Genomic DNA, 25,442 nt, shown 5'->3' on the forward strand with positions numbered 1-25,442 from the left:
TGAGCGCATGAGCCTCACCACCGCCGGCGAGCCGCCGGGGCCCGTGCGCTTCTTCCTGCTGTGCGACCGCATGGGCTGCGATGCCCGAGCCGTCCTCGACCTGGTCGTCGCCGACCCGCCGCCGGACATCGAGCAGGACCTCTTCGGCCACCTGCTCCACAGCGCCAAAACGGCCGCCCCGCACATCGCCGACCTGGGCTGGACGTATTACCAGGGCGACGGCTACTGGTGCCCGCGCTGTTCGGGGCCGCGCTCCCCGCGCCCCCGCCGAGGCCGCACCCGCTCCTCCTGACCCGAGCGTGCCCGTCCTCCGCCCGCCCTTCCCCTCCCCCTCCCTCGAACAGGAGTAACTGGCCAGTAGCACTCCGTAAGATTTTGCCTTCTTTCATTGCACGACTGAGCACTCCTGAGCGCTATTGCGGACAGAGAGCTCGTACTGGCTCTCCGGTGCCGGGACGAGCAGGCACCGTCCATCCACCGGAGGGACCGAGGGCTCCGTGAACCTTGATCTCGTACGTGACTGGGCCGTGGCCGCCATCGCGGTCCGCGTGTTCAGTGCCGACATACGGCTTCTGCTGCGCCGTCTGGCCGCCGCCCAGGTGCTGGCGGGCGTCTCCGAACTCACACGTTCCGATGCGGAAGCCCGTACCCGTGGCCGTACCGACAGCCGTACCCGCGCCCGTATCCGCACGCACCCCCGTACTCCTGCCGGCTCCCGCGTCCACCGTGCGGACGACTACGGCTCCCCGTACGGCCCTCAGCGCGACCACGACCTCCAGGAGGGCGAGCGCTGATGTCCGAACGCGAGCCGATCGCCGACCACGACCCACGCCCCGGGCAGACGCCGCACGCGGCCCCCGCCCGTACCCGCCGGACCGCCACCGGGTACGAGAAGTATCCCTTTCGTCCACCCGGCGCACCGGGCGCGCCCACTCTCGCCGGCTTCGGTCTGCCGGCCGACTTCCGCGCCTTCCACCAGCTCTACCGCGCGGGCTACATCCGGTACGCCGAACTCCACCTGGAGTCCCGCGCGGACGCCGAGGAAGCCGTCGACCTGGCCTTCGAGCAGCTCATGCTCTCCTGGCGGACCGTTCTGCAACAGCCGGTCCCCGAGGCGTACGCCTGGCGCGTCGTGAAGAACCGCACCATCGACCACGCCAGGGCACGCGGCCGGCGGCCGGTCGTCGTCGACGTGGCCGCCTTCGAGACCCACTCCCTGCGCCACTCCATCGACCCCATAGGCGAGTTGGAGGAGTCCCTCACCCTCTACCAGGCCGTCGCCGCGCTGCCCGAGCGCCAGCGGGACGTCATGCTGCTGCGCTACGCCCTCGGATACGCCACCAAGGAGACGGCGCGCCTCATGGGCATCACCGAGGCCGGTGTCCGTTCGACCACCCGCCACGCACGCCGCCGACTGCGCCAGGCGTTCGGCCTGGAGGAAGGGGAAGACGATGCCCGCCTTGCCGACTGACCTCGACCGAATTCTGGCCAAGGCCCGCCTCGACACGCCGCCGTACACGGAACGCGAAATTGCCGCTGCCGAGGCCAGGTTGAGCGCCCGCGTCGCCGATCGCGTCCTGTATGGAGCCCTGTCCTTCGACGCCGCCATCCAGGCCCGCGTGGAGGCCGCCATCGGCCGCGGCCGTACGACGGGCGAACGCGAGCCCACCGAACAGCGCCAGATGCACGACGCCGCGCAAGACCTCCAGCGCCTGTGCGCCCTCGTGGCGGGCGAACCCGAAGCGCTGCACCAGATGTCCGTCTTCATCGGCGGCCGGCTCCTCGAACCCGACGGCGCGCGCGTACTGGCCTGCGTCCTCCAGCTCGCCGGCCGGGAGGACTCCGCCCGCTTCTGGTGGCAGTACGCCGCCGGTGCCGGCGACACCTCGTCCGCCTACTGCCTCTACCTCCACCACCTCTCCCTCGCCGAGGTCGGCGAGGCCCACTGGTGGCACGCCCACGCCGACCCGGACCGCCCAGCCCGCACCCGCCCCTCCGCCGACGCGTACGACCTGGTCATCTCCTGGGCCATCAACCTCGAAATAGCCCGCGGCAGCGGCACACCCCCGCCCCCCACCACCGCGGCCGCCGTGGTCGGCTACGTCTCCAAGGCCATCCAGTTCACCGACGAAGCCGACCTGGACCTCCCCCTACCCCCCGCCGGCTTCGCCGAACGCATAGAACAACTGACCACCTCGAACCACGCCTGACCGCGTGTGTCGAGCACAGTCGCGGGGCAAACCGCCCTCTAATGCAACTCCTTCCGAACCAACACCTCAGCAATCGGCTCCCCACTCACCCGTGCATAAGCCATCCGCTCCCGCACTTCCCCGAGCGAGCGAGGCCGATAACCGGGCCCACCGCAACAACTCTTGTGAAAGCGAACCCCGGCATGCAGCAACACGGACAGCACCCGCCAAGCAGCGGCATCCCGCCTCCTGGGCGCGGCGAAGGCAGAACCGACGTGGGTCAGCGGTCCGGTGCACCGAGGGCAGATCCGCCCGTCGTCGTGACGACCGGGGTAGGGCTGCTTGTAGGAGGCCCGGCAGGGCAGGCAGACAAAGGAGGTCTTTGCGGAAGGCATGCGGAAAGGTTAAGGCCGTGTGCAACCGAACGCGACACATTTACGCGCGCTCAGCACCAGCCCTGCCCTTCCCTCATGCGCACACCAGGCAGCGTCACTCGCCCAGTCGTCAATCCGAGGCGCGGTTACCTGATCCGGGCTGCAGGTAGTCCCGAAGCGCCTCCGAGGGGCGGAATTCAGGACCGCTGATGAAACCCTCGCCCGTGGCCAGTACCTCATGGTTTCTCAAGGCTCCCTCGCAGAAGTATTCCGCGAACGGCAGCAAGTGATCGGTGAAATACCGGGACGCGAAATCCTTGTGAATCACATCGACGGCCAGGTGCCTTCCCGCTTCCCCCAGGAACTCGCCGTGTTCCTTGGGTTCGTGCCGGAAGAGCCTGCACCACGGCCTCGCTTCGAGTTCCACTCCGGAAGCATGGTTCTTGGCGACTATCATCGGTGCATCGAGAACAGCCACCGCGCAGATCAGGTACGCGTCGAACCAATGGGCGGTCGACGGTGGTCGCGAAGCTTCGATGAAGTGGGACGCGGCGCTGATCAACGGCATGACGATGCCGTTGTATGCGTCGGTGCCCGAGAGTTCGAGGCGGGGTCCCTTCCTCGCGCACTTGCTTACGATGGAGAAACCCTCTACCTGGTGAAACGGTTGCTGGGTGAGGTCCAGCGCTTCCACCGCAGAAAAATGCCAGGACGAGGGATTGTCGTCCGTCGTGACCACGACGTCCTTGACCCCCAGGCCGCAGATGGTGGGCAGGTCCAGCTTCCAGGGCGCTGGGCTGGTCGAGAAGAAGACATACGGCAGGTCCGACTGTTTGCATTCGACCATCACCGTAAGTGTCGGCCGAACTCTGGACTCCTGGGGCGCGGGGCGGGCCAGCTCCCGTGTGGCCAGCAGGTCGATCGAGCGCATGTCTCCCGAGATCCGGTCCCTGAACCCCCACTCCTGCTGCACTCTGAAATTTCGCTCAAGCAGCTGGAATACGGTGCTTTGCAGGGGGTAGCCGGACTTTTCCACGGCCTCGTGCAGTGCGTCGAGTGTAAGACCGGCCCTGAGCTGCCCCCAGGCTGGCGCGTCAGGTTCATCGGTGGGTTTCATCTGCCGTCCCCCGTCTTCCGGCTCGGCCACCGAAGAGGATAAGGGCGGAGCGAAGCGCAAGTCCCGAGAATTGTTCGACAAGCCGGCGCAGCGGGCGGGGGAGCGGCCAGGGACCGCGCTGCTTCTAGGTGAGCACCTGCATGCGCTGATGCCGGCTGCATACGTGAAGGCCCCGGACCATGACCGGTCCGGGGCCTTCGCGCTGGTGCCCCCGGCAGGATTCGAACCTGCGACACCCGCTTTAGGAGAGCGGTGCTCTATCCCCTGAGCTACGGAGGCGGGGAGTCGTCGGCGCCTGGTGGGCGCGGACGGGCTGCTGGTGGGCAGCTTTGGACAGGGTAGCGGATGTGGGCTGGCGGGGTGGGGACGGGCCGGGCCCCGGAGGCTGTGGGCAGCCTTCGGGGCCCGGTGGGGTCGCACCTTGGTGGTTATGGGGTGCGGGTGGGCGCCATGGGGTTATGTGAGGTCATGGGCCCAGGGGTGGATGGTGTCTGTTAGGGGGCGTGGGCCGGGTTGTCGGGGGTGGGGGAGTTGGTTGTGGTGGCGCTGCGGGTGGTGGACCACGTGGTCAGGGCTGTGGCGCAGGCGTGGTCGAGGTGGCGCAGGCCGGTGAGGTCGAGGTTGACCTCCCGGTCGTGGGGGAGGGCGTCCAGCTGGTCGAGGAGTTTGGGGAGGCGGAGGAAGGTGGCGTTGCCGAGGGCGCGTACCTGGACGGGCTCGGTGGCCGGGGCGTCCAGGCCACTGATCTCCAGGTGGACGTGGGAGGTCTCCCACGCCGTCTTGGCGACGGCCAGGAGGAGGCCGATCAGTACGCCCTCGAACATGTTGGTGACGACGATCGCGATGGCGGTCGCGGCGAGCACGACGGCCTCGCCCCGGTGTTCACGCCAGAGGGGGCCGAAGTCGCGCAGCGGGAGGAGCTTGAAGCCCGCGTGGACCAGTACGCCCGCCAGTGCCGCCACCGGGATGACGCCCAGGGCCGCCGGGAACGCCGCCGCGAAGATCAGCAGCCAGACGCCATGCATCACCCGGGACGCCTTCGTGCGGGCCCCCGCGTGGACGTTCGCGGAGCTGCGGACGATCACCGCGGTCATCGGCAGGGCGCCCAGGATGCCGCAGACGGTGTTGCCCGCGCCCTGCGCCATCAGCTCCTTGTCGTACTGCGTACGCGGTCCGTCGTGCAGCCGGTCCACGGCCGCGGCGCTGAACAGCGACTCGGCGGACGCGATGAGGGCGAAGGCCAGGATGGTGCCGATCGCGCCGACGCTCGCCAGCTGGGCGAAGTCAGAACCGCCCGGCGGCTGGATCGAGGACAGCAGGCCCGTCACCTCGACCCGCGCTATGGGCAGGTCGAGGGCGAAGACGGCGAGCGTGGCCAGGGCCACGGCCGCGAGCGGGGCCGGCAGGATGCGGGCCGCACGCTTCCAGCGCGGCCACAGTACGAGGACGGCGATGGTGCCCGCGCCCACGGCGAACGCGGTCAGCGCCGCGCCCGACCCGGCGGTGCCGGTGACCAGGCCGGGCAGGCCGCCGAGGTTGGCGAGGCCGCTGCCGGGGGCCTTGGCGTCGGTCAGTGCGTACAGCTGGCCGGCGATCAGGACGAGGCCGATGCCCGCCAGCATGCCCTGGACGACGGCCACGGAGATCGCCCGGAACCAGCTGCCGAGGCGCAGCGCGCCCATGGCGACCTGGAGGAGGCCCGCCACCAGGACGATGGCGCCCAGCGTGCCGAGCCCGAATTCCTTGACCGCTTCGTAGACGAGGACGGTCAGTCCGGCTGCCGGGCCGCTGACCTGGAGGCTGCTGCCGGGCAGCAGTCCGGTGAGCAGGCCGCCGACGATGCCGGTGATCAGGCCGAGTTCGGCGGGGACGCCGGAGGCGACGGCCACGCCGACGCACAGCGGCAGGGCCACCAGGAAGACGACGAGGGACGCCGTGAAGTCCGCCCGGAGGAAGGGCCAGCGGGGGGAGGAGGAGGGAGTGGCGGAGGCCGATCCCCCGGTCGGGGTGCCGGTGGGACGGGTGGAGGACGGAAGGGTGCTGGGACCGGCGGTGGGGCGGGTTTCCGCGCCGACCGCGGAGGGCGTCGCGCCCGGGGTCGTTTTCGATGTCATGTGGGGAGCGCCTTCGGCGTCAGAGGGGGAGGAACGTGTCGGTGGCGGGCTGATGCGCGGTGACCAGGCCGGTGTGGACCTCGTAGTACCAGCCGTGCAGGCCCACCTCGCCCGCGTCGACGCGCTCACGCACGCAGGGGTACTCGCGCAGCCGTGCCAGTTGCTCGACGACGTGCTTCTGGACCGCGGTCGCCACCGTCGGCGCCTCGTCCCGGGGCAGTTCGTCGGAGAGCTGCTGGGTCAGCCAGGCGCGTACGTCGGGAGCGCCGGCGAGGTCCTCGCGGCGCGCCATGGCGCCGACCGCCCCGCAGTGCGAGTGGCCGCACACCACGATGTCCGCGACGCGCAGCACACGCATCGCATACTCGATCGTGGCGGCCTCCGCGCTGGCCGGCATGTCCGGGTGGTGCGGAGGTACGGCGTTGCCCGCCGTACGGAGTTCGAAGAGCTGGCCCGGGGAGGCTCCGGTGATCAGGGACGGGATGATCCGTGAGTCGGAGCAGGTGATGAAGAGGGCGAGCGGCGACTGGCCGTCGGCGAGCCGCTGGTAGGTCTCACGCTCCTCGTTCACGGCCGCGATGCGGGCGTTGAAGGAGCGGGCGTGTTCGATGAAGGTTTCCACGAGGGAATGTCTCCTGCTGGTCGGTTAAGTGGTGCCATTGAGGGCATGGCAGAACCCGTTCGACTGGTGCGGAGCAGGAAGCCCCGGCGGTACTCCTCAGCAGCGGAAGACGCAGTGCAGACAGTGCAGGGATGGACGGGTGGCGACGCCTGGTCTTGATGTGGTGAGTGCGGCGGCGCCGGGGTGTGCGTGTGCGGTCAGGAAGCCGGTGCGCGGGTACGACCGGGCCGTACGGAGGCACGGCGGGGTCGGGCGGCGGTACGGGGACGGCTCGCCCTGCGCGGTCCGCGTGCAGCGACGCGCCTGATTGCGGTCCTTCTCCTTCTCCCGCCCGGGGTCGCGTTCGTTGTCACGCCGGTACTGGATGCCCGTGTTGCGGGCTTTGATCGCCGGGGACAGTTCGGTGGGTGGCCCGTGTGCGCCGGGCGGAGCCGCCGGGGTGGGGGTGGGGTCCGGGGCGGAGGCGAGGGTGTGCGCGGGCGTGGTGCCGGTGGCCGTGAGGAACGGGGTCTTGCCGCCCTTGGCCGCTGCCGTGCCAGAGAAGAGCAGGGTCAGGACTACGACGAGGGTGCCGAGGGCGCGGAGGACGCTGAGGGGGCGAAGGTCCGGGGTGGGGCGGAAGGAGCGATTGGAGCGCGTGGAGCGGTTGGGACGGGAGTTCTGGGGGTTGCGGGTGCGCTGAGGCCGTTGGTTGCGTGCCTGGTTGTGGTACGGCCGGTGGCCGTACTTTCCCCCGCCGTACGTCCGGGGCCCGGACTCCTTGAAGGAGGCGGTGCGCATACGGGCCCGCGGCGCGGTGCCCCGGGTGGCACTTGGCGTGCTGGTCGGCGTACGGCCGGAGCCATGGTCCGGCGTGCGCACCGGCGTACGGGCTGTGGCGCGCGCCGCCGTGCGCACGGGCGTACGCGTCACCGTACGCTCCGGCTCCGCGCCCGGCGGGCTGTGCGGGCGGTGGGAAGCCGTGTAGTGGGCAGGGTGGCCCGCCGTGTCCGGGCGGATGGACAGCGGCCGGGGGAACCAGGTGAAGCGGTTGCCGTTCGATCCCTTCATGACTGCTCCCCGGAAGGGGGAGAGGCGGGTGCGGGGGCAGGCGCAAGCGTGGTTACGGGCGCGGGTGTGGCCACGGGCGCGTTGCGGGCATCGCCCTTCGAGCGCCCGGCCAGCGACAGCAGAGGGACGACGGCGAGCGCCACGAACCCACCGGCCAGCGCCAGCGTGGTGTACCCGCCGGTGGCCACGACCAGCCCCGACGCCATGCCGCCGGTAGCGCCCGCGACGGCGATCCCCACGTCGACCAGGCCCTGCGTCGAGGCGCGGGTGGCCAGCGGTACGGCGTCGGTGACGATGGCGGTGCCGCTCACCAGGCCGAAGTTCCAGCCGATGCCCAGGAGTACGAGTGCGGTGGCGAGGGCCGGTACGGAATGCGCCGGCGCCAGCGCGGCCAGGGCGCCGGCGGCGAGCAGGACGATGCCGGAGGCCGCCGCGACCCGCAGCCGGCCGACCCGGTCCACGAGCCATCCGGTGAGCGGCGACGGCAGGTACATCGCCGCCACGTGCAGGGCTATGACCAGCCCGGCGGTCTCGGTCGCATGGCCGTGCGCCCGCATGTGGACGGGCGTCATCGTCATGATCGCGATCATGACGAGCTGGGTGAGCGTCATCACCGCGGCACCGCTGACGAGCCCGCGCACGTTCGGGCGCGCGGCCGTACCGGGCGCCTGCTCCGAAGCACCCTCGGCCTTCTCGACCCCCTCGGCCTTCTCGACCCCTTCAGCCCCCTCGGCCCCGTTCCCGTCGCCGGAGGCTGCCGCCGCACGCGCCCGCGCCAGGTGCAGCGGGTCCGGGCGCAGGAACGCCCCGAGCACCACCGCGGCCGCCACGTACGCGACCACCGCCAGCAGGAACGGCCCGGCCAGGCGCGGAATGCCCCAGCCGTGCGCGACGTCGCCCGTGACGCCGACGAGGTTCGGCCCGACCACCGCGCCGAGCGTGGTGGCGAACAGCACGAGGCTGACCGCGCGGCCGCGCCGCGCCGGCGAGGCCAGGTCGGCGCCCGCGTACCGGGCCATCAGGGTCGTCGCCGTACCCGCCCCGTAGACGAGGAGCGAGAGGAACAGCAGCCACACGTTGCCGACGACGGCGGCGATGACGACGCCGAGGCTGCCCAGACCGGCGGTGGCGTACCCCAGGGTGAGCCCCGGGCGCCGGCCCCAGCGCTGGCAGATTCGCCCGATGCCCACGGCACCGAGCGCGGCACCACCCGTGAACAGGGCCGCGGGCAGGCCGGACAGGCCCGTCGAGCCGAGCATCTCCTCGGCGAGCAGTGCACCCACCGTGATGCCCGCGGCCAGCCCCGCGCCACTGAGCGTCTGCGACAGCGCGAGCACGGTCAGCACACGTTTCTGCTCCGGCGGCTCGGTGCCCTCCGCGGGCTCGACGGGCGCAGACCCGGTGCCGGGCATCTCGGGCGCGCCGTCCTGTAGTTCGTGCACCTCGGGTGAAGCACCGTGCACCTCGGGTGAAGCACCGTGCGCCACGGGTGAAGCGCCGTGTGCCTCCGTCATGTGGTCGTGGGATTCGTCGTGCGGGCCATGGAGGTTCGCGTGGGGGGCCGGTTCGCCGGGCCGAGCGCTCATGGGTCCGTTTCCTCGTGATCGGGCTGCCCCGGAGGCACGCTCAGGGCGCGCCGGCAGGTTGGAGTGCCGCGATGTCCCGCAGCGACATGTTCAGCTGGTCGTGCAGGAAGCGCACGATCGTCCAGTGCGGCAGCGCGCACTCGTCGAAGGGGCCGAACTCGCGGACGTACAGCGGTATCCAGCGCAGGGCTTCCTCTATCGCCTGCTCGCGGCCGGGTTCCTGCTGGTAGTCCTCGTAGCCGATGCTGCGGTGCTCGATGAAGAACCGTCCCGGCAGCCGTTCCTCGCAGAACTCCCGGTACTCGCGCGTCTGGAGGATGAGGTAGTGCCAGATCTCGTCGATGTCCTGCTCGACGGGCAGGAAGAGCCCGCTCAGCCGGTCGCGGTGGCGGGAGACCAGGTAGAGGTACCGCAGGCACTCGACGACCTGGCGCTCCACGTACGCGGGCGACGCGCCGGTCAGCGCCACGAAGTGCTCCACCACTTCGGTGTGCAGACGCTCGCCGAGCAGGGCTATGAGATCGGCCGTGGTGACGTGCGGTCCTTGGTCGTGCGGCGTCCGGTCGGGCGCCCCCTGAACGGGCGCTGCCTCGACGTCCGGCGCCTGGTCGTGCGCTTCCGCTCCGGTGGGGGCCGGAAGCTGGTCCTGCGGCTGCGTGGTCATGGTTCTCCCGTTGGCTTCGCGTGTTTCCGTACGCGGTTGGACGGCCTGGCGCGGGCGGACGCGCGGTGGGCAGGGCGGGTTCGGAGCCGGTCCCGGCTCCCTCAGCCCTCCACACCAGCCCCCCGATCGAGCCACGCGTACTTCCCCGACTTCCCGATCGGGATGTGCGCGCAGTGCTCGACCCGGCACGTCAGGCCGGTCAGCCGCTCGACGCCGGCGCCCAGCGCCGCCGCTTCCGCCGCGTCCAAGGGGTCGCCGTCGAACGTCGTGTACCGCAGCTCGGCCTCGGTCCCGGTCCCGTCTCCGGCCCCGGCTCCCTGCACACGCAGCTGGTGGACGAATACACGCGACGACGCGTCGCTCACGCAGTCGTCCAGATCGCCCTGCGCGACCGGCCCCCGGCCGTGCGCCGACGCGAGCAACTCCTTCTCACGGCCGCAGAACCTGGTGATCTTCGTAGGGTCCGGTGTGCCGTCCAGCGTGCGCGCGCAGTCCCCGGACCGGTAACGGATCAGCGGCATGTACGGGTTGCGCACACTCGACACGATCATGCTGAAGATGCCGCTGTCCGGCGCCACCGGGACCAGTTCGACGCTCATCTTGTCGAGGTAGGGGTGGTACCGCCCGTTCCGGTCGCTGTAGTAGAGGTAGCCCAGTTCGGTGCTGCCGAAGAGGTCGATGACCGGGCAGTCGAAGTGCTCGTACAGGAAGCGCCGCACGTTCACCGGCGTGTACTCGTAGGCGTGCACGATGCTCGCCGGCTGCGGGAACAGGTCCCACAGGCCCCAGTCGGTGACCTTCCGCACGAGATGCGCCAGGTGGTAGCCGGAGCAGTCGAGGTGGTACCGGCCTTCCGGGTGCGCCTGCCGGGCCGTACGGATCTCGGCGAGCATCCGTTCCACGTCCGCGCGGTCCCAGAGTGCCGGGTCCAGCGTGAGGTTGACGTAGCAGGTGCGGTCGTCGAGCCGCCGGTCGTCCAGGTCCGGTACGGGCGCGAGCGCCTCCCGCCCGCGCTTCCTGGCGTTGACGCGCGCGACGTGTTCGGTCGCCAACACCGTGGTCAGCGAGACGCGTTGGCAGCCGTCGCGCCAGGTGTGGGCGATGTCCGGGTGTTCGCTCCACAACTGGTAGTAGGAGTTGAGGAGGAAGTACGGGGGCCGGATGATCTGCATACGGGCGTGGTTGGTGCCCGTGGAAAGCACGTACTCCGCCTTGCCGGCGGCGAGCGCGTCGGCCAGTGCCGGTGTCATCCAATTGTCCGGAAAACCCCGGGCGATCTCCGGTTTGTCGAGTATGGGGAAATGACCCCGCTCTATCGACGCGCGGTAGATCGGTATGTCCCTTATCCGGTTCACGATGTCGGCGGTCGGTTGTCCCGGCCGGCTCGGCTGGCCATCCATGGTCACCCTCGGGTCTGTCTTGTCTGGCGGACGGGGAGTGATCGGTGTCGCGGCGTACGGGAAGCGGGTACGGGAAGCGGGTACGTGGAGCGGATACGTGGAGCGCGGCACGGAATCTGCGTGGTGCGTCGCGGATCGCGCGTCGCGCCTCGTGCCGGTGACGCGTGCTGTTCCGGGTCGGCCGTCGCACGGTGTGCCGGACGCCCGGCGATTGTTGTGCTTTGGACTTCTCGAAGTCGTGCGGCTTCTCGAAGTCCTGTGGCTGCTCGAAGCCGTGGAGCTTCTCGAAGCCGCATGGAGCGGGAAGTGGCGGGGAGCCGGCCGGTGGTGTGCGGGCCGCCGGCCGGTTCCCCGCCGGGAGGGCTCAGCGCCCGGTCAGGAAATGCATCCCGTCTTGGGCGCGGCCTTGGTCGCGCTGATGCAGCCCGACTTCGAGACGCTGATGCAGCCGTCCTTTCCGGCGCCGCGCGGGGAGTTCAGGGCGACCCACTCACGCCAGACGCCGTCCTGGGCCATCTTCTTGATCAGCTGTTCCATGTCCGTCGAGCCTCCGCAGGCAGGGGATGGTGGAAAACGGCGTTGATCAGCCACGCGAGCCGCGCGGGTGCCGCTCCCTAGAACGTAAAAGAAAGACCAAGTGATCGTCAAAGGCTCTCAATCGCGTGATGGCTCAAACGCGGACTTCGGGCGGCAGTTTGGCTTGTTCTTTCCCGTTCTGGCCACAGTTCGGGGATGTCCAGGGGCTTTTGGTGGCCGATTGTGGTCGGTTGTGGCCGGAATCGCACGGTGAAGCCAGGTTCGGACAGATGATTGGTCTACCATGTACATGTCAAGCAAGCCGATGGCCGGAACGGTGTCGGATGGCCGGTTTGCGACCAGGCGCCCACCAGGTGAACGCCCAGTGAATTTCCCGAAGTCGCGTCGGGATGGCGGCCAATGTGCGTCCGTCGGACGGGTGCGTCGAGCATCCGGCGAGCGCTGCGGGGGGAGCCGCGGCGACCCTCCCCGTCCGTCGTGCCGAGCCCGTTCAGGGCCTCGTTCCGGAGGCAAATCCCGGCGAAATTTCTACGGAATCCATACGCGGTTCCCTGCGCACCTCCGGCCCTCCCGCACGCGCCCTACGTGGGCCCCTGCGCGTACCTCTGAGCGGGCCGCATGCGCACCCCTGCGCGGATCCTTACGCGCGTCCCGACCCGCGCTCCGCCCCACAGGCCCGCCTGTATCTCCGCCCCATGCCCCTGCCCGGAACCTTGTCCGCGCTCCACATGGTTCCCGTCAGGAATCTCCGCGCGTATACCTGCAATGGCCATGCAAATTGGGGCTCCCGTCGCGCGCGGGACCGGTGCCGCCCCTGCGCGAATCCGCACGCGATGTCGCCCACGAATCCGCGCGCGGTGCGGCCGGTGAGTCCGCGCGCCGCGCCGCCTACGAATCCGTACGCGACACCTCTTCCAGAGGCCGTGCCGTAACCCTGGCGGAGAACAGTTCCTGACCATTCTGGTGCGCGGTGACGCGCGTGTGGATGAGACCGGAGGCGTCGGTTTGCGAGAGCGTTCCGGCGCTCCCGCCGGAGCCCTTCTCGGGACCCTCTCCCGTGTTCGTGCCGGCGTCCGCCCCGGTCTCCGAACCGCCCCTCGACTGCGTTCCCACCGCCGACTTCGGGCCCGGTTCCGCGCCCGACTTCGTCATCTTTTCCCTGCCCGCTTCCGGGCGGCCGAGTACCGTCGCCTCTATCCAGCACGGGGCGTCCAACTCCGCATACCGTGTGAAGACGGTGCTCAGTCCGACGGGTATGACCTCCAGCGGATGGAGCGCCGCGTGGACGGCCTGGTGGGCGGCTTCCAGCAGCAACATGCCGGGGGCGTGGTCGACCGGGTGGTCGAAGATGACCGGGTGGGTGGTGTCCGTACGAAGCTGCCAGCGGTTGCGGGTGTCCGTGGGCGAGAGCATGACGCTCTCGAAATGCTCGCGGGCCACCCGCTGCGGCGCCACCGGCGGCGGCAGCGGTACAGCGCGGGCCATCGCCTCCCGGGCGTCGCCGTATGCGCCGCGCAGGCGGCGGTAGATGGCCGGCGCGTGGCTGGTGAAACGTGCGACCGCGGTACCGAGGAGGACACCGTTCCGTGTGGCCTCGACATCCATGGTCAATGCACTCAGTGTGTCCTTACGGCGTTTGATGTCGGAGCAGACGATGCGTAGTTCGATCTCGGTGGGGGCAGTCTCGGTACGCAGTACGTGAGGTTCGAGCGAATAAGTGAAGTGGTCCCAGATGAGTTGGTGTCCGAACGGCACGTTGTAAGCGAGATGTGAGAGCAGCGGAATGGTCTGCCGGATCGTTTCGATGAGCAGAAGCGGGTCGTGCAGCCGATTTCTTGAGGAGTAGAACGTATGGGCCCGCGGCCATTCCGCGGTCACGGTGTGGACATCCGGGGCCGTCTCCTGCCAGCTGGTGAGCAGGACTTCGGACAGCGCCGTCTTGTGCACATACTCCTTGGGCACGGTGGTGGTCAGCGTGCGCGGGGAAGGGCCGGCGGCAGCAGGTGCGGGAAACTTCGGAAGCTGGCCGGTGGTGCTCATGCGGGTATCCCCCTGAGGAGTGTCTGCAGGTCCGGTCCGTTGCGGCCCGTTGTGGTCCGCCGGGGCGCTCGAACCGGTCCGCTACGTTCCTGAGCGGGCCGGCGGGTGGCCAACGTGGGCCGCCGTGCGGTCGGTTCGGCCGTCACAGCGTGAGAGCCTCGGCTTTCATAAAATAAATAGTATTCGTTTTGTTTGTCGAGGGAGCTGGTGCTGTCCATGCAGGAGCGTGCGGTCAGGACACGTGAGGTCATCCTCCGGGCGGCCGCCGAAGTGTTCGACGAGTTCGGGTTCAGCGGCGCCAGTATCAGCAAGATCATGAAGCGGGCCGGAGTGACGCAGGGTGGGATGTACTTCCACTTTCCGTCAAAAGAGGCACTGGCCCAGGCCGTGATGATCGAGCAGGGCGGCGGACTGGAACTGCCGCCCGGAGAGGACGGCCTCCAGCGCCTGGTCGACATCACCCTGTATTTGGCCGAGGAATTGCAGACAAATCCCACACTGCGAGCGGGCGTCCGGCTTGCGGTGGAACAGGGCGAGTTCGGGGTGCAGGACGACTCGGCTTACCGGCACTGGGCCGAGGAGTTCGGCGGCCAGCTGCGCGCCGCGCGCGAAAAGGGCGAACTGCTTCCCGAGGTCAATGTGGACGAACTGGCCTGGGTCCTGGTCAGTGCGTACACCGGTACGCAACTCTTCTCCCAGATCTCCTCCGGCCGGGCCGATCTGCACCAGCGGGTGGTGTCCCTGTGGCGCTATCTGCTGCCGGGTGTCGCCGCGCCGCCCGTCCGGCCGCTGGTGACCTTCGCGGCGCGGCGGCGCCGGGCGGTGGCCTGAGCGCCCGGGCGCTGAAGCCGTAGCACGGGGCCCCGAAGGGCCCCTCCGGCAGCGGTGTCCGGGAGGCGGCGACGAGGCCGGCGGACACGTGCGAGACCATGGCGCGGAGCGGTTCCACAAGCACGTCAGGAAGCGAGTGCACGAGCGTGACGGAGAACGAGGCGAACAGCGAGGCCGCGGGCGGGCCGACGGCGCGTCCGTGGCGCGTGGTGGTCACCGGAGCGACCGGCTTCATCGGGTCGGCGGTGGTCCGGGAACTCCTGCGTACGGAACCGGGCTCGTCCCCGCGCCCCCTCCAGATCCGCGCCACGTCCCGTAAGCCGTCCGCAACGCCTGACGAAAACTCACCGGCACCCGTCCCGGCACCGGCAGCGACTTCCGGCGGGCAGTCTGCCCCCGGCAGCCGAACCGCCCTCGATGCCGCCGGCGTCCCCAACGCCCCCGAAGCCCCCCGCATCGACTGGGTCCGCGCCGACCTCGCCGACCCCGCCACCCTCCGCGGCCTCTGCGCCGACGCCGATGTCCTGCTCCACCTCGCCTCCGACATCGGCCGGGACGAGGACCGCTGTGAGCTGGTGAACGTGCGCGGCACCGCCGCCCTGGTGGACGAGGCCGTACGTGCCGGTGTCGGCCGTATCGTCCACCTCTCGACGGCTGCCGTGTACGGGGCCGGGCCGCACTCCGGCCCTGGGGTGGACGAGATCCCGCCCGCGCCGGTCTCCGCCGCCAGCCGCACCCGCCTCGCCGCCGAACAGCCGGTGCTGGCGGCGGGCGGCACGGTGCTGCGGCCGGGCCTGGTGCTCGGCGTGGGCGACCGGTGGGTCGTACCCGCGCTGGCGGAACTGCTCGGCCGGGTGCCGGCGCGCTGGGACGGCGGGCGCGGCCTGCTGTCGGTCGTGGCGGTCGAGGACCTGGCCCGGCTGTTCGTACGGCTGGCCCTCGCCCCGGACGGCATCCCCGGCGGCGTACAGCACGCCAGTCACCCCACTCCCGTGAGCAACGGGGACCTCATGGACACCTTGCTCACCCACGGGGCCTTCCCCGACGGCCTGCCCGGCCTGGCCGGCCTCCCCGGCCTCACCAGCATCACCAGCTCCTCCGACAGCCCCGGTCGCCCCCGCCTCTCCGACCTCCCCGACCTCTCCTGGGACGACTGCCTCCAGCGCCTCGAAGCCACTCCCGGCCGGGTGAGCGAGCGGCAGTTCGCCCTCCTCGCCCGCGACCACTGGTACCGCAGCGACGAGGTGTGGACGGCGGCCGGCTGCGACCCGGGCCCCGGCCCGCTCGTACGGCTCGCGGAGGCGGCGGACTGGTACCGGTCCCACCTGGGCGCCCGCCTCCAGACGCATGCATAGACCCGGCCCCGTCCGCCTGTACGGACCCGCCCCCGCCCACCCGGTGCGGCCCGCCGCCCCACCGAGCCCATACGCCAACGCGCCGGGCCCACACGCGAACGCGCCGGGCCTCCGAAGAGACCCGGCGCATCGGCATGCGTCCCGGCGTCAGGAAACGAACCGCACTCTGTTCAGTGTCTGTTCGTCCGGCGCGGCCGTCAGGGCACGATAGGCGTGTGCGGCGGAGGACAGCGTCATGTGGTGGTGCCAGCCCGGGAAGGAACGGCCCTCGAAGTCGTGCAGCCCGAAGTCCGTCTCCAGGGCGCGCAGGGTGGCCGCGGGCAGCTGGTGCAGCCGGGCCAGGCCGACGAGCTGTCCCATCCGGCGGTGCGCCATGTTGGTGAGCCAGATCCGGTTCGGCCGGGGGCCGGTCTGCCCCGGCTCCGCGAAGGCGCGGTAGGTGTGGTGCGAGCCGGGCAGCCGTACGGGCGTGGCCACGGTCTGCTGGAGGCGCGGGCGGGCGCCCGGGTCGCCGGCCATGCCAGGCGTGGCCGGGGTGGCCAGCGAAGTGGCGGACGGTACGGCGATGACGAAGTCGCGCCCCTGGCGGGCCAGTGCCTCGATGAGCCGTACGGAATCGGAGTACTCGCTCAGGTCGGCCACGACGGGAGCCGGTGGGCAGCTCGTACGGGCGGCCTGCGCCTCGACGAGGTCCAGGGCGTGCACCCACATCGGGCGCGGGTTCTTCGCCTCGGAGGCGGGGATGCGGTTGCGGCGCAGCAGCTCGGCGTCGCCCGCCCACTGGGGCGGCAGGAACAGCCGCCAGTCGACCGAGACGGCCGAGCTGCCGCCGCAGTCGGCGGCCGTCGCGACCCCGGTCGTCGTGGCGGCGGGGGTCGCGGGCACGTCGCCCACCGGCAGGAACATGCCCATGGCGAGCTGGCAGCTGACGGTGCGTCCGGCGTGCGAGTCGAAGCGGCGGTGCACACCGACGGAGTGGCCGCCGCGCTTGGGCAGCACCGCCGGGGCGAGGATCCACGCCCGGGGCGGGCCGGGCACCTCGGCCCGGCGCGCGATCTCGCGCCGTACCGGGTTCCAGTCCCAGGGGCTGGCGTTGAGGAACTGGTGGAGCGACTGCGAGGCGGTGGGCGAGTCGGAGACCGCGGCGGCCAGCCGGCGGACGGACTTCTTGCCCTCGGTGGTCAGCAGCGCCAGCAGGTACGCGTGCGCCCAGCGGCGCTGGTCGGTGCGCGGCAGATGGCCGAAAAGGTCGTCCGCGAAAGCGTCGAACGTGCCGGAGGCGGTGGCGGGGGAGGCGACGGAGGCGGGCGCGGAGCCGGTGGCGGAGGCCGTGGACGCGGGGGCGGTGCCGGTCCGGCCGGTGCGGCGGGCGCTTCCGGTTCGGCCGGTCCCGCCGGTCCTGCCGGGGGCCTTGGTGGTGCCGGTCCGGCCGGCCCGGCCCGGACGTACGGCCCGGCCGGTGCCGCCGGGGAAGGCGTCGGCCGGGACTCCGGAAAGATCACGCGCGCCGGACTTGCCGGTGGCGCCGACGGCTGCGAGGGGGTGGCCGGAAGGGAGGGTGGCGGACAGGGATCGTGCGGATGTGCGGGTGGCCGGCTGCGCAGTTTCTGTCGTCATGAGTTCGTTCCCTCCCGTGGTCATCCCGTGGATCGGGCGCCGACCAGCAAAGAATAAAGAACGATCGTTTTTTTTGCGAGCCCGCGAGGTCCGGGGCTGTTTTCGTCATACCCGGAACCGTCTCGGGCGGCTGTGGAGCGGGGCTCGGACGGCTGTGGAGACACGTGTGCGCACGGACGCCGGGCAGCAGGCGCGAGCGGTGCGGCACCGATGGCGCGCCGGTTGCGTACGCGCGCCCCTGGCCCGGTCCGCGGGCCGCCGCGGAAGCGGGCGCACCGCCACCCCGGGATTCCGCTTCGCCGACCGGTCGGCCGGTGGGCGGGCCGGTCGTCCGGCCGGTCGCGAAACCCGTCCGGCAGACCCCTTGACGGAACCCGGTTCCCATACTGATCAAGTCTCCGCCAACTGCCACCGGAGCCGTGCGACCCGCCAAACCCAGCTTTAACATGGGCCGTTGGGTGTCACCGGTAGGCGCTGGCAACCGAGGGCGATCACCGAGGCGGGACAATGGCGCGACAGGACCGAGCTGAGCGGACGCGCCGGGCCCTGCTGCGGGCCGCCGCCGACGAGATCGCCGAGAAGGGTTACGCGGGCGCCTCGCTGGCCCGCATCAGCACCGCCGCCGAGGTGACGATCGGCGCCCTGACGTTCCACTTCTCCTCGAAGGCCGCGCTCGCCGAGGCGGTCCGCGACTCCGGATGCGCACTGACCCGCGGCGCGCTGGTGACCCTCAGGTCGGCGGGCGGGTGCCCCAAAGCCGGTGCGCACGGAGAGTTACGACGGGTCGTCACCTTCACGCGCGTCCTGGCCCGGCTGCTCGAAGAGGAACCGGCCGTACGGGCCGCCGCCCGCCTCGCCTGGGACTTCCCGGGCGACGGCGACACCTGGTACGCGATGTGGCTGCCGTGGCTCGGTGAACTCGTCGACCGTGCGCGCGCGGACATCGCCGGCTGGACGACCGCGGAAGCGGTCACCGCCACCGCGCTGTCGGTGGTGACCGGCGCGGAGTTCGCGGCCCGCATCGGCGTACCGCGCGGCGCCACCGCCGGGCTGTCCCCCTGGGAGCACGTGGACCGGGTGTGGGGCCTGCTGCTGGGCGCCCGGACGCCGCTCGTGGTGGGCGGCGACGAGCCCCCGGCGGGCGCCGCGGCGAGCGACGGCCGCGCGGCGGGGGACGGCGGTGCGGTGCGGCTCGGCCGGGTGGCCCAGCGGTACGACATGGTCGTACGGCCCGTCCGGGACGCTCCCACGCGCGCCCTCGGGCCGTCGGAGCGGTCGGCGAATACCTAGCTGTGCCGCATACGGCCAGGTGTCCTCGGCCCGGCCCGCCGTCCGACCGGCACATGTTTAGCCAGGAAGCGTCCCCCGTGGCACCATCGCCCGCATGCCAGGAACACCCGGGTTCATGACGTCCGATCAGCTCGCCGCCCGCACGTCACGTGCGCTGGACGCCGCCGTCGCCGCCGGGCGCGGACTGGGGCTCACGGTCACCGACCCGGCGGTGCTCCACGACGTGTTCTCCGTCGTCGTCCACCTCGCGCCCTCGCCCGTGGTCGTCCGGGTGCCGACCGTTCTGCCGCCGTACGCGACACCCGACAGCCAGGCGGCCCGCCAGCGGCTGGAGCTCGATGTGGTGGGCTGGCTCGCGGACCAGGGCGTTCCGGTGGTGCCGCCGAGCCCGCTCGTGCCCCGGGAACCCGTGACGCGGGACGGCTTCTCCATGACGTTCTGGCAGTTCGTCGAGCACGACAAGGGCAGCGAGCCTGATTACGTGCGCAACTCCGCCCTTGTCGCCGACCTGCACGCCGCACTGCGTGCGTACCCGGGTGAGCTGCCGTTCCTCTCGGCGGCCGAACCGAGGTTCACGACGGATGCGCTCGCCGCGCTCGAAGGGCGGCCCGACCTGCTCGAAGCGGCCGACCTCGACCGCGCGCGGCGCGAGTGGGCGGTCCTGGAGCCCGTGGTCAGTTCACGCGCGGCCTTCGAGGCGGAGTTCCCCGGAATCGAGGTGCAGCCCATCCACGGGGACGCGCCTGCGGTCAACATCGTCACCACGCCGGACGGCGCGCTGTACTCCGACTTCGAACTCACCACGCTCGGACCGGTCGAGTGGGACCTGGCGGCCCTCGGCCCCGAGTGCGCAGCCGCGTACAACGGTGCCGCGCGGCGCCGGGGCCTGCGGGAACTGGACGAGCGCGTCCAGCGCCTGGTCAACGCCGTGGGAATGCTCCGGGCGGTGTCGTGCCTCGCGCTCGTGCCGCAACTGCCCCTGCTCGCGGACGCCGTGAAGCCGGCCGTCGAGCAGTGGCGGACGATGCCGTTCGCGGGCGGTTTCCAGGGCTGAGGGGCGGCGGGCAGGATTTGGGGCATCGGACCGGTTCGGGGCGACGGGTCGATCCGGGCCCCGCCTGCGAACGCCCGTACCGCCCGCGCCCAGTGGTGTCGCCTCCGGCCGCCCTCGGAACTTCGTGAAGTCGTCCGTGATCCGGCTGCCGACCCCAGAAAAATAGCGAACGTTCTTTATTGTCTGGCTGTCGCCCGCCTGCCCATCATCTCCCCGGGGGCCAGTCCCTTGTCCGTGCCCGCAGCCCGCACCGCCGTTCCGCCGCCCCTCCCCGGGCGGCCGACCAGCACTCAGGAGGCGTGGATCGGGGACCTGTGCAGACACCTCTTCGTGTCCTTCGCCAGGGCGGACCACCACCTCAAGGGCGAGCAGTACGTGCGCGGGCTGCTCACCGCCCCCGGCCGCAAGTCCATCCGCAACATCGCCCGCACCCTGGACGACACCGGCGCGGCCCAGCGCCTGCACCACTTCATCTGCAACGCCCCGTGGGGCTGGCGCGCCGTCCGCGAGGCCCTGGCGGAGTACCTGGTGCAGCGCGCCCGGCCGCGCTCCTGGGTCGTCCGGCCGATGCTCATCCCCAAGTCCGGTACGAACTCGGTCGGCGTGCACCGCCGCTTCGTCCCCGCCACCGGGCAGCTGGTCAACGGCCAGCTGGCGTACGGCCTCTGGTACGCGGGCCGGTCCCTCGTCGCACCGGTCGACTGGTGCCTGCACCTGCCGCCCCCGGACTCCGGCACCCCCGCCGCCTGCGACGACGGCGTGGCGCAGATCCTCCGGCTGGCACAGCGCTCCGCGTACCCGGTAACCGAGGGCCTCCCGACGGCAACCGAGGGCGACCTGCCCCCGGTCGTCTGGGACAGCCAGATGCACCACGCCGCCGACGTGATGAGCGCGCTCGCGCCGCTCGGTCTGCCCGTCCTGGCCCGGACGCCCGGCTCCATCGTGCTCCATCTGGTGGACCGCTACGGCCGGCCGTCCCGCAGCGGCGCTCTCCCGGCCCAGCGCATCCTCGCCGCGCCGGAACGTTTCGGCCTGCCGGTGCACGACGTCGCTCCCGGTGTACGGGCGGTGCTGGTCCGGGTCGCCCCCGCGCGGGCGGGCGACGGCAGTGGCGAGCAGTTGCTCTACGCGCAGCGGTACGAGGACCCCGAGGCGTACGACGGGCGTGCGGCGGGCGACCGCGCGGACTTCTGGCTGACGACCCCGACCCGGAAGTCACCGGCCGAGTTGCACCTGCTCACCAGGACGGCCGCGCGCGTGGCCCGCGACAGTGCCCGGACCGGCGGCCGTACGGGGCTGCGGGACTTCGAGGGGCGGTCGTACGACGGCTGGCACCGCCACATGACGCTGGCGTCGGTCGCGTACGCGGTGCAGTCGCTCACGGCGCTCGACGCCGTACGGGCGGTGGTCCGTGATCCGCAGGCGCCCTGCCCGCCACCGCCCTCGTCTCCGTCTTCGTACGCGTACCCGCGCCAGGGGCCCGGCCGGGGCGAACGCGAACGGCCCCTCACCCTCGTGGGGTGACGGGCGGTCGCGTACTTCGTACTTCGTGTACGGCGGTCTCCGGGGCGCCGGGGCGGCACCTGACCGGATCAGCCGCCGAACGTCCAGCTCAGGGAGCCGTCGGCGGTGGCCAGCGTCGCCAGGATGATCAGGTCGGCGGCGCCCAGGGCCATGCCGAGCATGGCGCGGGCGCGCCGGGTGGTGTGGCGTGCCAGGGCCAGCGCTCCGAGGACGAGGGCGCAGGGGCCGAGGATGACGTTGGCGACCAGGGTGCCGACGAGGCCGAGCACGAACGCGGCCACGGCCATGCCGTCGGCCTGCCCGCGCGGGGTGCGGCGGGGGCCGGTCCCGGCCTCGGTGTCGGTCTTGGTGTCGGTGTCCGTCTGGTGTGCGGTGATGAGGGTGGTCATCGGGACGCTCCCTCGGTGTTGGTGGTGTGGTGGCGGCGCTCGCGGATGGTGAAGACGAGCAGCCAGCAACCGATGGCCACGGCCGCGATGATCGTGACAGGGACCGGGAGATGTGCCGCGGTACCCACCACGATTCCCAGCAGGAGGAGGGCTGCGACAAGGAAGAGCATGATCTGCCTTTCCATTATGGAGGACAGTTGTTCACTCAGTTCTCGGGTGCCCAGTCTAGGGGTGGAGAAACTGAGAGAACGGTTGTTTACTGGATGACATGAGTCACAGCGAGTCCGTCGGTGTCCGGCAGGCCCAGAAGCAGCGCACCCGTCAGGCCCTGCTCGACGCGGCGCTCGGCCTGCTGGCCGAACAGAGCCTGAGCAGCATGGGGTTGCGCGAGGTGACCCGCGCGGTCGGTGTCGCCCCCACCGCCTTCTACCGGCACTTCCGCAACCTCGGCGAGCTCGGAGTCGCCCTGGTCCAGGAGTCGTTGGCCAGCCTGCACGCGACGGTGCGGGCGGTCCTCGCCGAACAGGCGGGCGCGGAGGAGCGGATCGACCACACGGTGGCGGTCGTCGAACGGTATGTACGGGAGCACCCCGCGCACGTACGGTTCATCGCGCGCGAGCGGCACGGTGGCGTACGGGCGGTACGGCAGGCCATAGCGGACGAACTGGACCGGTTCGCCACGGAGGTCGCGGAGGCGCTGAAGGGCCAGCCGGCGTCGGAGGGTTGGAGCGACGAGGACGTCCGGATGCTGGCGGAGCTGTACGTGGACCGGCTGGTGATGACGGCTTCGGCGTTCCTGGACGTGCGGGACGGCGAGGGCGAGGGTTCGGAGCGGTGGCGGGCGGTGGCCCGGACCGCGCGGCGTCAGCTGCTGCTCATCAGCGTCGGGCGGCAGCACTGGCGCGACGCCGGTGGCGATTACTGATCACCGTTTGTTCGTGGCTGACCAATTAGTGGCGTGAGTAAGTCATTTGGCGCAATTGTCAGTGGGTGGGTCTAGCGTTTGTCGTGGCGTAACTACGCGGGTAGCGGGAGGCGGACGCGATGACGATCGAAAATTCCCAACCACCGATGGCGTGGCGGTACTGCGGCAATCAGATCAAGCTGTGGCGCGCGCAGGCTCAGGTGAGCCGCGAGGAGCTGGCCAAGGAGGTCGGCTATTCGGCGGAGTACGTGAAATCGATGGAACAGGGTCGGCGAAAGCCGACGGCCCACCTGCTCAGGGTGGCGGACCAGCTGTGCGGCGCGCGCGGGTTGCTGACGGCGGGAGAGGAGTATCTGCAGCCAGAGAAATTCGTGTCGTACTCGGCGGACTACATGCTGTACGAGCTCGACGCGGTTGCCCTCTACTTCTACCAGGCTTCCTTGGTGCCCGGGCTACTTCAGACTGAGGCCTACGCGCGGCATTTGATGACCGAACACTGGCCACCGCTGGACGAGGAGACGATCGAGCGGCGGGTAGCGGGACGCATGGAGCGTCAAGCCCTGCTGCGCCAGGCCACCAGGTCGTTCAGCTTCGTGATCAGCGAGCGGGTGCTGCGCTGCGCCTACGGAGGGCGTGAGCTGCACAAGGAGCAGCTGGGCCGCATGCTGGAAGTCGGCGAACAGCGCAACGTGTCCGTACAGGTTCTGCTCGACCGCGACATGGTCAACGCTGGGTTGCACGGGCCGTTCGTCTTGCTGGCAACGGAGCAGCACGAGCACCTTGCCTACGTGGAGCTGCGCGGAGGCGGTGTGATCTACGCTGAGCCGGAGAAGGTACTCGGCATGCGCCAGCAGTACGACAAGCTCCTCCAGCAGGCGCTGAGCCCGAAGGAGTCAGCCGAGTTCATCGCGCAGTTGGTGGAGAGCCTGTGAATGACATCGTGTGGTCCAAGTCGAGCCACAGCGACGGGGCCGGCGGGGAGTGCGTCGAGATATCCACCGCCCCGGACATTATTCGCGTCCGGGATTCCAAGGACCCGAACGGTCCTCAGCTCGCCTTCGGCGCCAGCGCCTGGGTCGCATTCCTCGCGTACACGCGCGGCCGTTCGGCGTGACCGGGTAGCACGCCAAGCCCAGCAGCGCGGCCGTGAAGTGGCCGATGTCGGTGAAGGTGCGGCTGGTGATCAGGGGGAGCGCGTAGAAAAGGACGACGCCTGCGGCGTATACGTAGCGCAGGGGGCGCCAGGGGAGGCGGTATGTCAGGACGGCCGCGACGCCGGCCAGCGCGTAACTGACGCCGACGTCCAGCGTGTTCACGGCGGAGTGCGGGGCCGCGCCGGTGTGGATGGCGAGGGCGAGCACGCCCTCGCTCAGATACGTCGCGCCGATGTGGGCGACGCCCATGACCGCCAGCCAGCGGCGGGTGCCGAGCCAGCGTTCGGCCGGGACGTGGAAGACGTTGAAGACGACGAAATAGAGCGGCCAGCCGCCGCCGTCGAGCCAGAGCGCGCTGGTGAGCAGGACCCGGCCGGGTGAGAGCAGCAGGTTGTGGATGTTGGTGGAGCGGCGTTGCAGGACGCGCTCCAGGATGTCGGGCGTCAGCTGGTGCATGATCACCGACGTTCCGAAGAGGATCGCCAGCCAGATGAACGTGCCGGGGGCCCGGCACACGTACGACCGGATCGCACGGAGCAGAGCGGCCGGGCGGAGCGAAACGGTCATGGCGCATGTATACGGCACGCGATCCGCCGTACCGGGCGAGGCCCGTGCGGCGCGTGTGGCGTAGGACACAGCGCCGGGTGAAATAACCGGGGAGGCCGTCCCCGTTTAACCGGGTGTCCGACCGAAACGGGGATTCACTCCCCGCTTCACGAAGCCCGGCTTCCGGGCGCGGCGAAGCCTCCGGGTACGAGGTCTTCGGTCGCGACGAAGCTTTTGGGTACGACGAGAACGAGCGAGAGAGGAACGTGCCGACATGACCGCCACCCGGTCCCGCCCCCGTGCGCACACCGCGGCCCCGCACCGGCTGCGGGCGGACGCCCTGCGCAACCGGGAGCGGATCATCGGGGCGGCCCGTGAGGCGATGGTCGAGTTCGGGGCCGAGATCCCGCTCGATGAAATCGCTCGACGGGCCGGTGTCGGCAATGCGACGCTCTACCGTCACTTCCCGGATCGCCTGGATCTGATCCACCACGTCACGCTCTCCGTCATGCACCGCACCGCGGACAAGGCGGCGGCCGCGCTCACCGAGGAGCCCGATGCTTTCCAAGCCCTGCGGCGCTTCGTGTTCGCGGCGGTCGAGGAACGCATCGGCGCCCTGTGCCCGCTGCTCTCGGACGGCGTCGACAAGGACCATCCCGACCTGCTCGCAGCGCGTGAGCGCCTGGAGGGGGCCGTCGAGGCCCTGATGGGTGCCGCGCGCGACAGCGGCCAGCTGCGTACCGACATCGCCGTCGGTGACCTGATGGTCGCGCTGACTCAACTCACGCGCCCGCTGCCTGGAAGCGGGTGTACCGACTTTGACCGGTTCGTGTACCGGCATCTGCTGCTGTTCCTGGACGGCCTGCGGGCGCCGGCGCGCTCTGAACTGCCCGGTTGCGCGGCCACGCTGGAGGACCTCCGGCACAGCTAGCGGACCACGCGGGGAACCGCGCACGGGGAACCACACGGGGGAACAGAGCCCCGGCCGGGACGGTCCGGCCGGGTGTGTTGACGCTGTCGGCCGACGCCCGGCCGACGCCCGGCCGGCCGGCGGCTGTCCGGCC

26 protein-coding genes, 1 tRNA gene and 1 pseudogene are annotated in these 25,442 nt (G+C 70.9%); 13 read left to right on the plus strand and 15 right to left on the minus strand.

Annotated elements, in window-relative coordinates; all coding sequences use genetic code 11:
* Positions 1 to 7: 7 nt before the first annotated feature.
* From ACH4FX_RS01715 to ACH4FX_RS01730, 4 genes are all read left to right on the plus strand, one after another.
* Positions 8 to 292 carry a hypothetical protein gene (locus ACH4FX_RS01715; RefSeq protein WP_398474192.1) on the plus strand — a complete coding sequence of 95 codons (285 nt, stop codon included), beginning with the start codon at positions 8 to 10 and terminating at the stop codon, positions 290 to 292.
* A gap of 205 nt (positions 293 to 497) precedes the next feature.
* Entirely contained in the window at positions 498 to 794 is a 297-nt protein-coding gene (locus ACH4FX_RS01720) for a hypothetical protein (protein WP_398474193.1), read from the plus strand.
* A complete protein-coding gene (locus ACH4FX_RS01725; RefSeq protein WP_398474194.1) occupies positions 794 to 1,471 on the plus strand; it encodes an RNA polymerase sigma factor in 678 nt (225 codons plus the stop codon). Before ACH4FX_RS01720 ends, ACH4FX_RS01725 begins: the two co-directional genes overlap by 1 nt.
* Positions 1,461 to 2,210 carry a hypothetical protein gene (locus tag ACH4FX_RS01730; RefSeq protein WP_398474195.1) on the plus strand — a complete coding sequence of 250 codons (750 nt, stop codon included), beginning with the start codon at positions 1,461 to 1,463 and terminating at the stop codon, positions 2,208 to 2,210. The genes ACH4FX_RS01725 and ACH4FX_RS01730 overlap by 11 nt, the downstream gene beginning before the upstream one ends.
* A gap of 38 nt (positions 2,211 to 2,248) precedes the next feature.
* On the opposite strand, the gene ACH4FX_RS01735 is transcribed toward ACH4FX_RS01730, so the two are convergent.
* The 11 genes from ACH4FX_RS01735 to ACH4FX_RS01785 all read right to left on the minus strand — a co-directional run bounded on the left by ACH4FX_RS01735 (position 2,249) and on the right by ACH4FX_RS01785 (position 13,693).
* Positions 2,249 to 2,584 carry a deoxyxylulose-5-phosphate synthase gene (locus tag ACH4FX_RS01735; protein WP_398474196.1) on the minus strand — a complete coding sequence of 112 codons (336 nt, stop codon included), beginning with the start codon at positions 2,582 to 2,584 and terminating at the stop codon, positions 2,249 to 2,251.
* A gap of 109 nt (positions 2,585 to 2,693) precedes the next feature.
* Entirely contained in the window at positions 2,694 to 3,710 is a 1,017-nt protein-coding gene (locus ACH4FX_RS01740; RefSeq protein ID WP_398474197.1) for a hypothetical protein, read from the minus strand.
* A gap of 173 nt (positions 3,711 to 3,883) precedes the next feature.
* Positions 3,884 to 3,959: transfer RNA gene (locus ACH4FX_RS01745), tRNA-Arg, on the minus strand.
* 215 nt (positions 3,960 to 4,174) lie between these two features.
* Positions 4,175 to 5,794, minus strand: a complete 1,620-nt coding sequence (locus ACH4FX_RS01750) for a SulP family inorganic anion transporter (RefSeq protein ID WP_398474198.1) — start codon at positions 5,792 to 5,794, stop codon at positions 4,175 to 4,177.
* 19 nt (positions 5,795 to 5,813) lie between these two features.
* The gene (locus ACH4FX_RS01755) at positions 5,814 to 6,416 is read right to left on the minus strand and encodes a carbonic anhydrase (protein WP_398474199.1); all 603 of its coding nucleotides are present in this window, start codon (positions 6,414 to 6,416) and stop codon (positions 5,814 to 5,816) included.
* A 96-nt stretch (positions 6,417 to 6,512) separates the two neighbouring features.
* Entirely contained in the window at positions 6,513 to 7,466 is a 954-nt protein-coding gene (locus ACH4FX_RS01760) for a hypothetical protein (protein WP_398474200.1), read from the minus strand.
* On the minus strand, positions 7,463 to 8,878 hold the full coding sequence (locus ACH4FX_RS01765) for an MFS transporter (RefSeq protein WP_398474600.1): 1,416 nt from the start codon (positions 8,876 to 8,878) through the stop codon (positions 7,463 to 7,465). The genes ACH4FX_RS01760 and ACH4FX_RS01765 overlap by 4 nt, the downstream gene beginning before the upstream one ends.
* 214 nt (positions 8,879 to 9,092) lie before the next feature.
* Positions 9,093 to 9,716 carry a hypothetical protein gene (locus tag ACH4FX_RS01770; protein ID WP_398474201.1) on the minus strand — a complete coding sequence of 208 codons (624 nt, stop codon included), beginning with the start codon at positions 9,714 to 9,716 and terminating at the stop codon, positions 9,093 to 9,095.
* A 101-nt stretch (positions 9,717 to 9,817) separates the two neighbouring features.
* Positions 9,818 to 11,116 (minus strand): hypothetical protein, encoded by a 1,299-nt coding sequence (locus tag ACH4FX_RS01775; protein ID WP_398474602.1) that lies wholly within the window; start codon positions 11,114 to 11,116, stop codon positions 9,818 to 9,820.
* 375 nt (positions 11,117 to 11,491) lie between these two features.
* Complete coding sequence (locus ACH4FX_RS01780) at positions 11,492 to 11,653, minus strand: hypothetical protein (RefSeq protein WP_398474202.1); 162 nt, start codon at positions 11,651 to 11,653, stop codon at positions 11,492 to 11,494.
* A gap of 888 nt (positions 11,654 to 12,541) precedes the next feature.
* The gene (locus tag ACH4FX_RS01785; RefSeq protein ID WP_398474203.1) at positions 12,542 to 13,693 is read right to left on the minus strand and encodes a ScbA/BarX family gamma-butyrolactone biosynthesis protein; all 1,152 of its coding nucleotides are present in this window, start codon (positions 13,691 to 13,693) and stop codon (positions 12,542 to 12,544) included.
* Positions 13,694 to 13,909: 216 nt separating this feature from the next.
* On the opposite strand from ACH4FX_RS01785, the gene ACH4FX_RS01790 reads away from it, so the two are divergent.
* The gene (locus ACH4FX_RS01790; protein WP_398474604.1) at positions 13,910 to 14,524 is read left to right on the plus strand and encodes a ScbR family autoregulator-binding transcription factor; all 615 of its coding nucleotides are present in this window, start codon (positions 13,910 to 13,912) and stop codon (positions 14,522 to 14,524) included.
* 146 nt (positions 14,525 to 14,670) lie between these two features.
* On the plus strand, positions 14,671 to 15,879 hold the full coding sequence (locus ACH4FX_RS01795; RefSeq protein ID WP_398474204.1) for an NAD-dependent epimerase/dehydratase family protein: 1,209 nt from the start codon (positions 14,671 to 14,673) through the stop codon (positions 15,877 to 15,879).
* A 147-nt stretch (positions 15,880 to 16,026) separates the two neighbouring features.
* Here the strand turns inward: ACH4FX_RS01795 and ACH4FX_RS01800 are convergent, their stop codons facing one another.
* On the minus strand, positions 16,027 to 17,496 hold the full coding sequence (locus ACH4FX_RS01800; RefSeq protein WP_398474205.1) for an IS701 family transposase: 1,470 nt from the start codon (positions 17,494 to 17,496) through the stop codon (positions 16,027 to 16,029).
* Positions 17,497 to 18,003: 507 nt separating this feature from the next.
* On the opposite strand from ACH4FX_RS01800, the gene ACH4FX_RS01805 reads away from it, so the two are divergent.
* The 3 genes from ACH4FX_RS01805 to ACH4FX_RS01815 all read left to right on the plus strand — a co-directional run bounded on the left by ACH4FX_RS01805 (position 18,004) and on the right by ACH4FX_RS01815 (position 21,364).
* Positions 18,004 to 18,786 (plus strand): TetR family transcriptional regulator, encoded by a 783-nt coding sequence (locus tag ACH4FX_RS01805; protein ID WP_398474206.1) that lies wholly within the window; start codon positions 18,004 to 18,006, stop codon positions 18,784 to 18,786.
* A gap of 115 nt (positions 18,787 to 18,901) precedes the next feature.
* On the plus strand, positions 18,902 to 19,840 hold the full coding sequence (locus ACH4FX_RS01810) for a phosphotransferase family protein (protein ID WP_398474207.1): 939 nt from the start codon (positions 18,902 to 18,904) through the stop codon (positions 19,838 to 19,840).
* A 330-nt stretch (positions 19,841 to 20,170) separates the two neighbouring features.
* Positions 20,171 to 21,364: an IS701 family transposase gene (locus tag ACH4FX_RS01815; RefSeq protein ID WP_398474208.1), complete on the plus strand. Its 1,194-nt coding sequence runs from the start codon at positions 20,171 to 20,173 to the stop codon at positions 21,362 to 21,364.
* A gap of 68 nt (positions 21,365 to 21,432) precedes the next feature.
* Here ACH4FX_RS01815 and ACH4FX_RS01820 read toward each other — a convergent pair whose 3' ends face one another.
* Together ACH4FX_RS01820 and ACH4FX_RS01825 are read right to left on the minus strand one after the other, a co-directional pair.
* Entirely contained in the window at positions 21,433 to 21,753 is a 321-nt protein-coding gene (locus tag ACH4FX_RS01820) for a hypothetical protein (protein ID WP_398474209.1), read from the minus strand.
* Entirely contained in the window at positions 21,750 to 21,923 is a 174-nt protein-coding gene (locus ACH4FX_RS01825) for a hypothetical protein (protein ID WP_398474210.1), read from the minus strand. The genes ACH4FX_RS01820 and ACH4FX_RS01825 overlap by 4 nt, the downstream gene beginning before the upstream one ends.
* Positions 21,924 to 22,021: 98 nt before the next feature.
* On the opposite strand from ACH4FX_RS01825, the gene ACH4FX_RS01830 reads away from it, so the two are divergent.
* The 3 genes and pseudogenes from ACH4FX_RS01830 to ACH4FX_RS01840 form a co-directional block, all read left to right on the plus strand.
* Complete coding sequence (locus ACH4FX_RS01830; protein WP_398474211.1) at positions 22,022 to 22,678, plus strand: TetR family transcriptional regulator; 657 nt, start codon at positions 22,022 to 22,024, stop codon at positions 22,676 to 22,678.
* Between the two features lie 119 nt (positions 22,679 to 22,797).
* The gene (locus ACH4FX_RS01835; RefSeq protein ID WP_398474212.1) at positions 22,798 to 23,610 is read left to right on the plus strand and encodes a helix-turn-helix domain-containing protein; all 813 of its coding nucleotides are present in this window, start codon (positions 22,798 to 22,800) and stop codon (positions 23,608 to 23,610) included.
* A gap of 8 nt (positions 23,611 to 23,618) precedes the next feature.
* A pseudogene (locus ACH4FX_RS01840) lies at positions 23,619 to 23,714 on the plus strand (DUF397 domain-containing protein); the annotation flags it as partial.
* Here ACH4FX_RS01840 and ACH4FX_RS01845 read toward each other — a convergent pair.
* A complete protein-coding gene (locus ACH4FX_RS01845; protein ID WP_398474213.1) occupies positions 23,689 to 24,399 on the minus strand; it encodes a rhomboid-like protein in 711 nt (236 codons plus the stop codon). The pseudogene ACH4FX_RS01840 and the gene ACH4FX_RS01845 overlap by 26 nt on opposite strands.
* A gap of 253 nt (positions 24,400 to 24,652) precedes the next feature.
* Here ACH4FX_RS01845 and ACH4FX_RS01850 point away from each other — a divergent pair, with 253 nt between their 5' ends.
* A complete protein-coding gene (locus ACH4FX_RS01850; protein WP_398474214.1) occupies positions 24,653 to 25,309 on the plus strand; it encodes a TetR/AcrR family transcriptional regulator in 657 nt (218 codons plus the stop codon).
* Positions 25,310 to 25,442: the final 133 nt, after the last annotated feature.

Origin of the sequence: Streptomyces sp. NPDC018019 (assembly GCF_044327805.1) — a bacterium.
Taxonomy (GTDB): domain Bacteria; phylum Actinomycetota; class Actinomycetes; order Streptomycetales; family Streptomycetaceae; genus Streptomyces.